The organism is Pseudoalteromonas rubra (genome assembly GCF_005887095.1).
Taxonomy (GTDB): domain Bacteria; phylum Pseudomonadota; class Gammaproteobacteria; order Enterobacterales; family Alteromonadaceae; genus Pseudoalteromonas; species Pseudoalteromonas rubra_E.
Genome location: NZ_PNCI01000035.1, coordinates 1 through 13,294, shown reverse-complemented (window position 1 = coordinate 13,294; position 13,294 = coordinate 1). Strand labels below are relative to the sequence as shown.

The 13,294-nt window shown below is 47.3% G+C and carries 8 protein-coding genes; 6 read left to right on the top strand and 2 right to left on the bottom strand.

Annotated features, from left to right (window positions below):
- The first annotated feature begins 21 nt into the window (after nucleotides 1-21).
- The 5 genes from CWB99_RS14615 (at nucleotide 22) to CWB99_RS14595 (ending at nucleotide 9,663) form a co-directional block, all read left to right on the top strand.
- Nucleotides 22-2,709 carry an insulinase family protein gene (locus CWB99_RS14615; RefSeq protein ID WP_138549821.1) on the top strand — a complete coding sequence of 896 codons (2,688 nt, stop codon included), beginning with the start codon at nucleotides 22-24 and terminating at the stop codon, nucleotides 2,707-2,709.
- A 335-nt stretch (nucleotides 2,710-3,044) separates the two neighbouring features.
- The gene (locus CWB99_RS14610; RefSeq protein ID WP_432760835.1) at nucleotides 3,045-5,180 is read left to right on the top strand and encodes an EAL domain-containing protein; all 2,136 of its coding nucleotides are present in this window, start codon (nucleotides 3,045-3,047) and stop codon (nucleotides 5,178-5,180) included.
- A gap of 1,024 nt (nucleotides 5,181-6,204) precedes the next feature.
- Complete coding sequence (locus tag CWB99_RS14605; protein ID WP_054014183.1) at nucleotides 6,205-6,597, top strand: MmcQ/YjbR family DNA-binding protein; 393 nt, start codon at nucleotides 6,205-6,207, stop codon at nucleotides 6,595-6,597.
- A gap of 140 nt (nucleotides 6,598-6,737) precedes the next feature.
- A complete protein-coding gene (locus tag CWB99_RS14600) occupies nucleotides 6,738-8,573 on the top strand; it encodes a choice-of-anchor I family protein (RefSeq protein ID WP_138549649.1) in 1,836 nt (611 codons plus the stop codon).
- 79 nt (nucleotides 8,574-8,652) lie between these two features.
- Nucleotides 8,653-9,663 carry an ATP-dependent 6-phosphofructokinase gene (locus CWB99_RS14595; protein WP_138549648.1) on the top strand — a complete coding sequence of 337 codons (1,011 nt, stop codon included), beginning with the start codon at nucleotides 8,653-8,655 and terminating at the stop codon, nucleotides 9,661-9,663.
- Here CWB99_RS14595 and nhaD read toward each other — a convergent pair.
- Nucleotides 9,643-11,100 carry a sodium:proton antiporter NhaD gene (gene nhaD / locus CWB99_RS14590; protein ID WP_171045354.1) on the bottom strand — a complete coding sequence of 486 codons (1,458 nt, stop codon included), beginning with the start codon at nucleotides 11,098-11,100 and terminating at the stop codon, nucleotides 9,643-9,645. The genes CWB99_RS14595 and nhaD overlap by 21 nt on opposite strands.
- Before the next feature lie 221 nt (nucleotides 11,101-11,321).
- Nucleotides 11,322-12,263: a DUF368 domain-containing protein gene (locus CWB99_RS14585; RefSeq protein WP_432760834.1), complete on the bottom strand. Its 942-nt coding sequence runs from the start codon at nucleotides 12,261-12,263 to the stop codon at nucleotides 11,322-11,324.
- Between the two features lie 136 nt (nucleotides 12,264-12,399).
- Between CWB99_RS14585 and CWB99_RS14580 the strand changes: the two genes are divergently transcribed.
- A complete protein-coding gene (locus CWB99_RS14580; protein WP_138549647.1) occupies nucleotides 12,400-13,269 on the top strand; it encodes a DUF3530 family protein in 870 nt (289 codons plus the stop codon).
- The last annotated feature ends 25 nt before the right edge of the window (nucleotides 13,270-13,294 follow it).

The window sequence follows — 13,294 nt, the reverse complement described above, 5'->3', positions numbered from 1 at the left end:
CACTATATCGGCGGCACACAATTGAAACTGAGCAATAATGATAAAAGAAATTATCGTCACCTGACACTGGACAATGGTCTTAAAATACTCCTGGTAGAAGATACATCAAGCACCAAAGCCGCTGCATCATTGGCCATTAATGTTGGTCACTTTGACGATCCCCAAAGCCGTCAGGGCATGGCGCACTTTGTTGAGCACATGTTATTTCTGGGAACCCAGACCTTTCCGGCCAGGGGAGAATTCTCTCAGTTTGTTAGTCAGGCAGGTGGACAGAGTAATGCATGGACAGGCACAGAGCACAGTTGTTATTTTTTCGATTGCCGCTCTGCCCTGTATGAACAGGCGTTACATCGATTTAGTGAGTTCTTCTACGCTCCACTGTTCGCTGAAGATGCCTTGCAAGATGAACGCAATGCCATCGACTCTGAGTTCAACCTGAAAGTCAAAGACGACAACCGCCGGATCATTCAGGTACACAAGGAAACAGTCAACCCGGCTCACCCATTTGCAAAGTTCTCTGTGGGGAATCACAACACGTTGGCTGATCACAGTGGTGAGTTCAAACAAGAGATTGAATCCTTTTTCACTGCACATTATCAGGCCCAATGGATGACTCTGGTCCTGGCTGGCCCTCAATCTCTGGATGAGCTGGCGCGACTGGCCAAACTCTACTTTAATCCGTTAAAGGGTCAAGACGCACCGAAACCAGCCATTGACGTGCCACTGTATCGTCAGCAAGATCTTGGCCTGTTACTCCACATCGAGCCACGTAAGCACATGCAAAAACTGATTGTCAGTTTTGCGATGCCAGATGTAGAAAGGCTGTATAAATTTAAGAGCCTGAGCTTCCTGGCTTACTTACTGGGCTACGAAGGGGATGGCTCGCTGTACGCCATTTTAAAGAAAAATGGTTGGATCAACGCTTTGTCCGCCGGTGGTGGCGTGGATGGCAGCAACTTCAAAGATTTTAATATCAGCTTTGCACTGACGGATAATGGCATTGAATACTATGAAGACATCGTTGAGATGTTGTTTGAGTATATCAGTCTAATCCGCGAACAAATCGCTCTACTTCCGGCGCTATACGAAGACAAAAAACGCCTGCTTGAACTGGCTTTTGAAAACCAGGAACAAAGTAAACTCCTTGACTGGGTGAGTGCACTCAGTATCAACATGCATCATTATAAAGAAGATGACATTCTGTACGGTGATTACTGCATGAGTGCATTCAATCATGCGCTGCATGAAGAACTCATGGATTTACTCTCCCCTTATAATATGCGCTTGATCCTGATCCACCCCGATATTACCTGTGAGAATGATGTCACCCGCAAGGTTGCCCAGTGGTACAATACGCCCTATCAGGTCGAGCGGATTAACATTGAGTGGCTCCAAACGCTTGAGCAAATTACCACCCCGCTACCCGAAATGCGCTTACCTGCTGCAAATCCCTATCTGGCTTTTGAGAACCGCCTGTATGATATTGAGCCCGGCCGGAAAACTCCGACACTGTTAACGGACAGGCCAGGATTTGCATTTTGGTTTAAGCAGGACACGCGCTTTCGTGTGACGAAAGGGCATTTTTATCTAGAAATTGATTCCCAGTGTTCGGTTGAAAGCCACAAGAGTATGGCGATGACCCGACTATTCGCCGATTTGTTTATGGACAGTGTGGCAGAGCAGTTTTATGCCGCCGAATTAGCGGGTCTGAGCTATCACCTGAGTTCTCATCAGGGTGGTCTGACACTGCAAACGGCAGGCTTGTCAGCCAGTCAGCTCAAGCTTGTGCTACAACTGGTCGAGGCACTACTCAAACAGCCAATCAGTGCCACTCGTTTTGCAGAGTACAAAAAGCAACTGATCCGGCACTGGAAAAACCACAACAAGAGTAAACCTGTCAGCGAGCTATTTAGCCTGCTCGGTGCCCAACTAATGCCCTGGAATCCAACGCCAGAGCAGTTAGCCAAAGCCCTGAAAAATATCAGCTTCAATGAGTTTTGCCTGTTTCGAGATAATTTTTTCAAGGCAATTCACATCAAAGCCTTTATGCATGGTAACTGGCAACTGGATCATGCACTGGATATGCAGAAGCAACTTCATGCCCTGTTTGCCTACAGTGAAATTCTGGACGACCTGAAAAAACCACTCAATCTGATCTCGTCTCATCAGCAAGTAGAAATCGAGAAGTCTGGCACTGAGCACGCATTTGTTGAATATATTCAGGCACCCACCAGCAGTGTCGACGACAAGGTCAAAATTATGGCCTTCAATCAACTGGTCAGCCAGGATTACTTTGAGTCTCTACGCACACAGCAACAGCTAGGTTACTTGGTGGGTGCGGGTTATGCGCCATTTAATACCCGTGCAGGGATCGCGTTTTATGTGCAATCCTCCAATTATAACAGCGAAACACTGCTGCAGCGTCATCATCACTACCTGACTGATCTGGTGACACAACTGGATAACTATCAAGACACGCAATGGATCCAAGTAAAAGCGGCATTACATGCCCAAATCGCTGAGAAAGATAAAAATCTGAGGTTAAGGTCACAACGATTATGGATAGCCATTGGCACTGATGATCATACCTTCTCCATGCAGGACAAACTCATCGAAGCACTTGATAACCTGACCTTTGAGGCACTGAAACAATACATAGTAAAATTGGTGTCCAGCGATTTTGCAAAAATCACGCTCAGATGTAACTAACAGATAGCGGCGTCCATCGTTAAGGTGGCGCCCCTGAAACACAGGCCAATCCAGACCTTTACTGCTATCAAATAACCGGCCTATACACTGCGCCTAAAACACATATTCCCGCATAGATTTTAAACAAGCAGAAACAATAGGTCCCAAATTAGGGATTTTTTCTGACATTCTTTTTGACTCTACTCAGGGCTTAGATTAGATTAGCAATTGTAATTGACTCTTTAAGCCTTATGAAAAAAACAACAATTATAAAAACAATTACATCTATTTTGTTGCTTCAGACCTGGCCGACTGTGAGTGCGCCCGTGTCTTTAGAGGTAATGCAAAATTCACAGATGACACTAACGATTGTGGTGGGACTCATCACCGCGGTCACCTTGTGCTATCTGGTGATTGCAAATCGTAAAGCAAAACGCTCCCTCAGTGCGCTTAAGCATTCAGAGCAACGCCTGAAAAGTACCGTTGAAGGCAGCGGTGACACGCTATGGGACTGGAACATCAATAGCGGTGAAATTGTGCGTATCAATGACAAATTCATGATGGATACCGCAACAGGTAAAAACTTCATTCCAAACGCCAGCCTGATCCACCCTCTCGACCTGCCTTTGGTAGAAAAACAACTTAAGCTGCATTTTGCTGAAAAAACGGCGTTTTTTGAAGCCACTTACCGAGTCAGAAACAGCCTGGATCAGTATCACTGGGTACTGGATAAAGGCAAGATCATTGAAAAAGATGATAACTTAAACCCGCTGCGTATGACTGGCACAATTCGCGACATCAACCACTTAAAGAGCACAGAAGAGCGGCTAAACCTGTTTGCCAAATGCGTCGAGTCTCTGACCGATGCGATTGCCATCTACGATCATCACTTTCGTCTGGTCGATTTGAACCCAAGCTACATTCGAGTGTTTGGCGGTGTTCGTGAACAATACATAAATACCGAGTTTAAACTGCCCGGCTACGATGGCCAGTTTATCAGCCAGATAAAAGCGGCATTAAAAAAGAGCGAACACTGGCAGGAAGAACTTAAGCTCTACGACCAGACTGGCACTATGCTGCCGATTGAAATATCGATTGACGAGATTAAAAATAATCACGGCCACATTACCAATTACGTTGTTGTATTCTCAGACTTAACTGAACGAAAAAAAGCAGAATCACAGCTGCATAATCTGTCTAACCGGGATCGCACCACTGGCCTGCCAAACAGAAACTTATTTTTTACCAACCTTAAGAAACTGGTTGATCAGAAACGCGACCACGCCCTGCTGGTGTTTGACCTGGATAACTTTAAGAAAATAAACGACTCTCTTGGCCATCAGCTGGGAGACAGCTTGCTTGCTAAGCTTGCCATGCGGCTCAATAAGCTATGCCGTCAGCAAGACACGTTTTACCGTCTTGGCGGCGATGAGTTTGCCCTGGTGATGTCGGGTACTAACGACATTCATACCATTACCAAAGCCGCGAAGCAGTTTCTGGCAGTGATTGCAACGCCATTCAAAATGGCGAACCATGAGCTGGTGATCACCTCCTCGGTTGGCATTGTGTTGTTTCCAGAAGATGGCAGCACACCAGAAATCTTGCTGAAAAACGCCGATACAGCCATGTATCATGCAAAACAAAAAGGCAATCACTACCTGTTTTTTAACGACTCTATGAATGAGCAGGCCGTTAAGCGGCTGCAAATAGAGAACCTGATGCGATTTGGGTTAAAAGAGGACCATTTTGTGGTGTATTATCAGCCCAAAATGGACATTGCAACCGGCGCACTCGTAGGTATGGAGGCATTGGTGCGCTTCATTACCCCCAAAAAAGGGGTGATCAGCCCTGGGTTATTCATTCCTATTGCTGAGGAAACCGGCCAGATTGTCGAGATTGGTGAAGTGGTGTTGGACAAAGCCTGTAAGGATGTCAAACGCTGGGTGGATCAGGGGCTGTTTAATGGCCGGGTTGCGGTCAATTTATCCGCCAGGCAGTTTAGTCTGCCGGATCTGACAGCTCGCATAGATCTTATCTTGCAAAAGAATCAACTTCCTTCTTATTTTCTTGAGCTAGAAATTACGGAAGGTACGGTTATGGACGATCCACAAGAAGCAATTTCAATTATGCGTTCATTGAGTTCTCGTGGCATCCACCTGGCAATGGACGACTTTGGCACCGGCTATTCCTCTTTGGCCTATCTGAAGCAATTTCCACTCAATACCCTGAAAGTCGACAAAGCCTTTGTAGATGATATGAACACAGAGCGTGGCTGCAATATGGTCGATTCGATTGTCACCATTGCCCACAACCTGGGTCTGCATGTGGTCGCCGAAGGTGTTGAGCATGAACAACAGCTCCAGCAGCTGCAGCGCCTCAATTGTCAGACTATTCAGGGCTACTATTATGCTAAGCCTTTGTCAGCAGTTGAGTTCGAACAATTTCTTAAGTCCCAGCTTACCGATAAACCTACTCTACAATTGGTCAACTAACACGAAAGAATAAGTTGTGTTGCACACTTCGCAGGGTCAGGCTCTCAATACCGCGTACATCCTTCCCACTTTTCTGAGCCATGCAAGACGATAATGCGTACGAAACAGGATCCATACCACAGGCCCAGCAAATGCTGCCAGAAATACCCAGGAACGCCTTGTAATCCCAGTACAACGCAGTTCATTGAACATCAGCAGTGCCCCAAGACACATCATTATAGGATACAGCTCCAGCACACAGCCTCCCGACACAGTGATCCATAAGAAATTCGTGAAACACAGCGCTTCACGTTAAGTAAATGGGTAACTTTTTTCCCGCGCAGTGTACCCTAAGTTTAAAAAACACGCAAAAACACTGAAATTGTTGCAAAATATCGCATTATTTAATTTAATACGTCCCCAGAAGCCAGTGGTTTCTATCTTAGGTGCATGTTTCAACACGTCCCTAAACTCACAAATAATTACTAACTTATTATTTTAAAAAGGTATTATTTGTGTCGACACGGATATGAGTCGTTTCAAGTGGCGCATCAGGTGATAGACAGACCTGATGACCTGTCACTTTCGCTGGCGATCCGGTTTGATTTTCCTACACTTAGGTTAAGCCGAACGGGATTGGAAGCTTAAGCGTGCCAATTTGATTGCACTTTCACTGTGTTTTGAAGAGGGTTTCTCTCATGTTAACCGAGTGAATGTTTAATGAAGTGGGCATTTGTCATTTTGGTCATGGTGTGGTTAGCAGTCAAAGAGCGGGAGAAAACTTCTCCTTGAGCAGATTTGAAATTGGAACTGTAAAGATAAATGGACTGGTTAACCTCTGTGCGGTTTAAGACGTATTTTTTTCGTTAGAGTGAAATATACTGATATTGTTGCGCAGCTTAGATAAGGTTATTCAGGTATATTCTTATTTGGTCTTAACTGACTGATAGTTTTTACTTATTCCTAATTACAGAAATCTCACAAAAGCTGCTAAAATCAGCCCCATGTTGTGTTAATTTAATTTGTTATTTCAAGGACACGGGCTATGGATCAGAAATTCGTACATGAGTATTTACAGGCTAAGCCTGGGACCTTTATCACAAAACCGTTTGCACAGGACGTAGACGTTTACAAGGTGCAGCACAAGATGTTTGCTACCTTATATGAAGGGAAAGAAGGTCAAATGGGTGAGAATGGTGAGCCAGTGTGGTGGCTTAACCTAAAGTGTGATCCAGATGAAGCGTTGTTGTTGCGAGACAAGTACGCATCAATCGTACCTGGCTATCACATGAATAAACGATTATGGAACACCATCGTACTTGATGGCAGCATCCCGGAAGAAGAAATCAAACGCATGATTGATGATTCATATCAGATTGTGGTTGATAACTTACCCAGCGCACAACGCGCAGAGCTAGACCGTCTCACAAACTCCTAACGAGACTGTCTTGATTGGCTTCCCTCGTACTTAGTGCGAGGGCCATTTTGTTTCCCTTCCCCAAAATCACACCATTGTCATTCTGATGTCAATAATCCCTGATTTAATTACAGTGATTTTCTCAACTCAGAATAAAGACAATGAAAAAAACACTGATCTCTTTAACGCTGCTTGGCTTGCTAAGCGGGTGTAGCCTGGATGGCGATGACGGACAAGCAGGAAAGCAAGGCGAACAAGGTATACAGGGCGAGGCCGGTCAATCAGGAGAGACCGGAGAAAAAGGTCCACAAGGCGAAACCGGTACTCAGGGTCAGCAAGGAGAAGCTGGTGTTACAATGACTGGTACGCTGTCTGCCCAATTAGTGGGTCGCGCTGTACTCAATGTAGAAAGCCCTGAGGGTGCAGCTGAAATTGTTGCTTATCATGCCCCAAGCCAGCGTATCTTTGCTCTCGACAGCTCTGGCGATAGCCCACAAATCGCGGTGATCCCGACCACACAAATTGATGCTGCAAAGCTGATTAAGAACAATGAAGGTGTTGTCACAAACACCAATTTGGATGTCGCTCAAACCATCGCTGTTAGTGATGTTGTCGCCGCGGATGCAAACAGCCTGGCAATTCATGGGAATATGCTCGCCGTCGCGATGGCTCGCGCCACCGGACAAACCGGGTTTGTGCTGGTCTATAATATCGCTGCTGAGCAACCAAAGCTGCTGAAAACCGTTGAAGTAGGTTACCTGCCAGATATGGTTACCTTCAATCAGGATGGCAGTAAAATACTCGTCGCAAACGAAGGTGAACCTGCCGGAGACTACAGTGTGGACCCGCAAGGCAGTATCGCCATTATTGACATTAATGATGGACAGGTTGCCGATCAGGCCACACTAGTGGGTTTCGAAGCGTTTAATGACAAACAAGCTCAGTTACAGACGCAAGGCGTGGTCTTCGCCAACCCAACCGGACGTACCATCAAAGGACAAGCAATCAATACCAGTGTTGCGATGGATCTGGAGCCAGAGTACGTTACCGTCAGCAAAGACAACCGCTATGCCTATGTCTCGCTACAAGAAAACAATGCGCTCGCCATTGTTGACCTGAGTGATAACTCACTAACTATAAAGGGTTTGGGTTACAAAGATTGGGGCAACTGGAGCATGGATGCATCGGATAAAGACGGAGGCATTAATCTGCGTAAATACCCGGGGCTATACGGCATGTACCAGCCTGACTCCATCGCCGCCTACGAATGGCTGGGTGCCAACTTCATCGTGACTGCAAACGAAGGTGACGGGCGAGAGTACTTCTTCCCGGCTGCCAGTGAAGCTGAGTGTACAGCTAACGGTGGACTAGACTTTGATGAGGACGATGGTTGTCTGGCGTATACGGATGAAATTCGCGCCAAAGATCTCACCTTGGCTGGGAACTTTACCGGTGTAAACAACGACAACGATGACTTGGGTCGCCTCAAAGTCACTACAGTGATGGGCGACGAGGACAATGATGGTCAGTATGAGCGTCTGTATACCTACGGCGCTCGTTCTTTCTCAATCTGGGATCATCGCGGTACTCGCGTATTCGATTCAGGAGACGAGATAGTACGGATCACCACCGCATTACATGGTGAGCAGTTCAATAACGACGAAGATACCAATGAAGGTGACACACGCTCAGATGCGAAGGGCGCAGAGCCAGAAGCACTGGCTCTGGGACAGATTGGCGAGCGCACTTATGCTTTCGTTGGGTTGGAGCGTATGGGTAGCATTTTAATCTATGACATCACCAACCCGTTTAATGTCACTTTTACTACCTACCTGATCAACCGGGGACTGGAAGAAGGCGCTGACATTACAGGTGATCTGGCACCAGAAGGCATGACCTTTGTCAGTGCTGAGCATAGCCCGACCAATACGCCTTTGCTGATTGTTGGTAATGAAATCTCAGGCAGCATTGCCATCTGGTCACTCACCCAGAAATAAGTGCCTTATCTTGTACTGTGACTGTACAGTGCTGTACATTAATCACTGTGTATAGTTCAGTCACAGTACAAGGATCTCAATGACCAAAATTGCGTTACTCACCAGCGGGGGCGATGCGCCCGGTATGAACGCCGCTATCCGCGCCATAGTGCATAGTTGTCAGCACCATCAATATGAATGCATCGGTTTTTTCCACGGCTACAATGGCTTGCTAAATGATAAATGGCAAACCCTGATACATCAGGATGTTAGCAACGTTCTGCAGTTTGGCGGCACTTTGTTAAAAAGCGCGCGCTGCCCCGCTATGTGCACCCCTGACGGCCCAAAACAAGCGGCCAATACACTCAGAAAACACCAGATCGATGCGCTGATAGTCATTGGTGGCGATGGCTCGTTCCATGGACTCGAAGCAATTAAAGCGCATTGGCAAGGACAAGTGATCGGGCTACCCGGCACCATAGATAATGATCTGGCAGGCTCAGATAATACGATTGGCTTTGCCACAGCTGTAACAACGGCCACTCATGCAATCGACAAGATCCGCGATACCGCAAACGCGTTTGAACGCGTGTTTATTGTTGAAGTAATGGGCAGACACAGCGGACATATTGCTTTCAATGTCGGGCTGGCGACGGGCGCTGAAGCCATTTTGTCGTTCGAGAATTGTGATCCTACCAATACCGCACCACAACTGGCACAACTGATTGCTCAAATCCAGATTCAAAAACAACACAACCACGAAAGCTTTGTCATAGTGTTGGCTGAAAACCTCTGGCCGGGCGGACCTGAAGCCCTTAAAACGCAACTAGCCGAGCAAGCGGGTATTGATAGCGCAGTCTGTGTGCTCGGTCATATCCAGCGGGGTGGCAGCCCCGCTCCTGAAGACAGACTACTTGCCACTGAATTAGGGTTAGCGGCAGTCAATGCCGTCGCCAGTCACCGAGATCAGGTCATGATCGGAAAGCAAGGGAACCAGATCCAGGAAGTCCCCCTGTCGTATGCAATCAGCGCCGCCAAACCGGTTGACGGCCGCTGGGTTGAGGCACACAGTGATATCTTAACGGAGTATCTAATCAAACACCGTGAATAGCTCAGCATTGAGCCACAAGTGAACTAAAATACTCGCAGCGTATCCCAGTGCAATGACAGGCGTCCATTTCAGATGGCCAAAAAAGGTATAGTAGCCTCGCGCCTGTCCCATTAACGCGACACCCGCTGCGGAGCCAATGGAGAGTAAACTGCCACCAACCCCGGCGGTTAGCGTGATGAGTAACCATTGACCATGTGACATGTCAGGTTGCATGGATAACACAGCAAACATCACCGGGATATTATCAACGACCGCAGACACAACACCTAAGAAGACATTGGCTGCTGTGGCAGACCAACCACCATAGAGCAGCTCCGACATCAGGCTCAGGTAGCCCAGAAAACCTAGTCCGCCAACACACATCACAATGCCATAGAAAAACAGCAAGGTATCCCATTCAGCCCGTGACACCTTAGCGAACACATCAAATGGCACCACATTGCCCAACGCCTTGAGACGCTCCTGATCACCGGCCTGCTCTGCTTCTGCCCGCTTACGGTCAAGCGAGTTAGGCAAAGTCGTCCGCAAAAAGTAGCCAAAAAACTGCAGATACCCCAGACCCATCATCATGCCCAGCACGGGTGGCAAGTGTAGCAGGCTATGACAGGAGACCGCGGTGGCGATGGTGATCAGGAAAAGTACCATGATGCGACGAGCCCCGCGCTTGAGCTCTACCACTTCATCACTGGCCGCTGGTTTTTTGTTTTTTACAAACAAACTCATAATGACGGCCGGCACCAGATAGTTGGCCAACGCAGGGAAGAACAAAGAGAAGAATTCAGCAAAATGGACAATACCAGCCTGCCAGACCATCAAGGTGGTAATATCTCCAAACGGGCTGAAAGCACCCCCTGCATTTGCCGCCACCACGATATTAATACAGCTGAGGTTAATAAATTCTTTATCACCCTGACCCACTTTCATCGCCACTGCACACATTAACAACGCCGTTGTCAGGTTGTCTGCAATCGGTGATATCACAAAGGCTAGAAATCCACTGAGCCAGAATAATGTGCGAAAGTTAAAACCCCGACGTACCATCCACACGCGCAAAGCATCGAACAGTCGCCGCTCTTCCATCGCATTAATGTAAGTCATCGCAACCAACAAAAACAACATGAGCTCAGAGAACTCTAGTAGATTATGCCGAAAGGCATGCTCAGTCAGTTCGGGGATATCATTCATGACGTAGTAACCGCCAATCATCATCCAGATCAACCCGGCCGCCACCAGCACAGGCTTAGACTTACGCATGTGGAGCTTTTCTTCCAGCATGACCAGAATATACGCCAATACAAAAATGGCGATGCAGAGCCAACCCAGAGGGGCTGAGGTAAGATCAACAGGTGTTGCAACGTGATTCGCCGCAGCCGCCATGGCTGCAGGATGGCAGAGCAGAGTAGCTAAGGCGAGCAGAACATAAAGCGAGTTTTTCATTAGTTATCAGGTCCGAAACGAGGTTAAAACGTGGTTAATTTTAGCGCGGCTACTTAATAGCATAATTTTCACACAACCTACATTCGACACAAGTCTAGACCCCACGCCTGATTGAGTTAATTAACGCCCGGCAGACAACAAAAAACGGGTGTGTGAACAGCGTCACACACCCGTATGATACAATGATGAAATTTTATCAGTTGACCAAAAGAACTGGTCGATTAAGCGTCTCGGTTACTGATCCACTCGATGCCAAGGATCAGCACTAAACCGGCAACGGCGAGCAACACACACCCCAGCACGTAAGGATCCTGGCCTGATATTTGGGCGAACTCAGCTGGCATTACATTTTGCTGAGTGAGAGGTTTTTCAAGCCCTTTAGAATTGGTATACGTCGTTAGTACCTGCTTCCAGGGCCAAAGTAGATTCAAAGATCCCAGTAAAAAGCCACACAACAGCGCAAACGTCACTTGCTCAAAACGGCTTAGCAGCCATGATAATAAACGCGAAAACGCCATTAATCCAACCACACATCCTCCCAGGAACAAGGCAATCAACATTACCTCAATCTCATTGACCGCACTCAGTACATGACCATACATGCCCAACAGCAACAGAATAAAACTCCCTGAAATGCCTGGCAAAATCATCGCACAAATGGCTATAGCACCCGCCGCAAAATAGTACCAGGTTTGTGGCACCGCTTCCGCGGGCGCCATAGAAGTTATGACATACGCAATGACTGCACCGGCGAGGCAGGCTGTCACCGTGCGCCAGTCCCAACAGGAAACCTGCTTACCAACATGAATAAAAGACGCGATGATAAGGCCAAAGAAGAAAGACCAGACAAATAATTGGTGATGCTCGAGCAAGTAAGTAATGAGCTTAGCCAAAGAAGCGGCACTGGTTAGCAGGCCCGCAAATAGCACCAGTAAAAAGGTACCGTCGATATGTCGCCACGCTGCCTGCACCCCGTTCGAGCGAAGCGTTTTGACAGCATCCAGGTTGACACTTTTGATGGCGCCAAGCAAACGTGCATAAATACCGGTTATAAATGCGATGGTTCCGCCAGACACACCCGGCACCACATCGGCAGCCCCCATGCCAGCCCCTTTAAAAAACAACCAAATAAAATCACGTTTGGTATCAGTTTTATTGCTCAAAGCCTTCTCCATTGTTTTCTTCCGGCACGAGTTTACCTAAATTTTAGGACGCTGCACATAGCAGCAAACAGATTAAACTCAAGCTTTACAACAAATAGCCGATACAAATGCAATAGAGTCTTAAAGTGCGTGAGCTATGTTTAAATATTCCCTGTTGTCACTCATAATCAGCCTCATAGCAGGCATTTGTTTTAGCGCTTTCAGCACGTTTTCACTGGCTGCAGAGCACCAGCTACCTCCCAGCAAATCGTCCTTATTTGACAGCGACTTGCGCTACTGGCTGAGCAGCGAAAAGCTGCTGACTATCAAAGATGAAGAACAAGAAATAGCCGTGTTATTTTCGGAATATATGGCGGCGCCAAAACGCGGTATTATCGTGTTACTGCCGGGACTCGAACAAAGCCCTTTATACAATAACGGCTTAAGCTACTTACACCAGACACTCACGGACGATGGATACGATACTTACACCTTGCCAGTTCCGGATCTTACCGAGGGCAATGATATTACGCAGGGTTTGATGGACGGTGAACCCAATGAAGTGAAAAGCACCGCAATCCCTGTACTCAGTGAATTCGCTCTAGACAATTACAAAGCCGCGTTAGTCGCCCGCTTTGAAGCACTCTATAAAACACTGGCGCTGCGTCAACAAGAGCATATTGCGATTGTGGCATTTGGTAACAGTGCAGGACTTTTTGCAGAGTACCTGGCGACCCTGCCCAATATTCGTGTCGATGCCCTGATCACGGTCAGCGCGCAATTAGCCAATGCACAGCGCAACAGCCATTTACCTGCCAGTTTATCTTTGGTTGCTCCAGCACTGCTGGATGTGTTCTATACCTTTGACAGTCCACTGGTGCTGGATACCATTGACGAGCGGAAACGCTGGGCCAGACGTAACAGTAAACTCGACTACCGCCAGCGAGAGCTGTTCGGTGAGCAGCACCAGCCAATGCAACATCAGCGACTGCGCAAAGAACTTACGGGCTTTTTGCGCCGTCTATAATCCGATTCAGCTGCTGCGTTTTTGT

Excerpts from the sequence above, each read along its gene's own strand:
- CWB99_RS14610 (WP_432760835.1), top strand. The coding sequence starts at position 3,045 with ATGACACTAACGATTGTGGTGGGACTCATCACCGCGGTCACCTTGTGC.
- CWB99_RS14605 (WP_054014183.1), top strand. The coding sequence starts at position 6,205 with ATGGATCAGAAATTCGTACATGAGTATTTACAGGCTAAGCCTGGGACC.
- CWB99_RS14600 (WP_138549649.1), top strand. The coding sequence starts at position 6,738 with ATGAAAAAAACACTGATCTCTTTAACGCTGCTTGGCTTGCTAAGCGGG.
- CWB99_RS14595 (WP_138549648.1), top strand. The coding sequence starts at position 8,653 with ATGACCAAAATTGCGTTACTCACCAGCGGGGGCGATGCGCCCGGTATG.
- nhaD (WP_171045354.1), bottom strand. The coding sequence starts at position 11,100 with ATGAAAAACTCGCTTTATGTTCTGCTCGCCTTAGCTACTCTGCTCTGC.
- CWB99_RS14580 (WP_138549647.1), top strand. The coding sequence starts at position 12,400 with ATGTTTAAATATTCCCTGTTGTCACTCATAATCAGCCTCATAGCAGGC.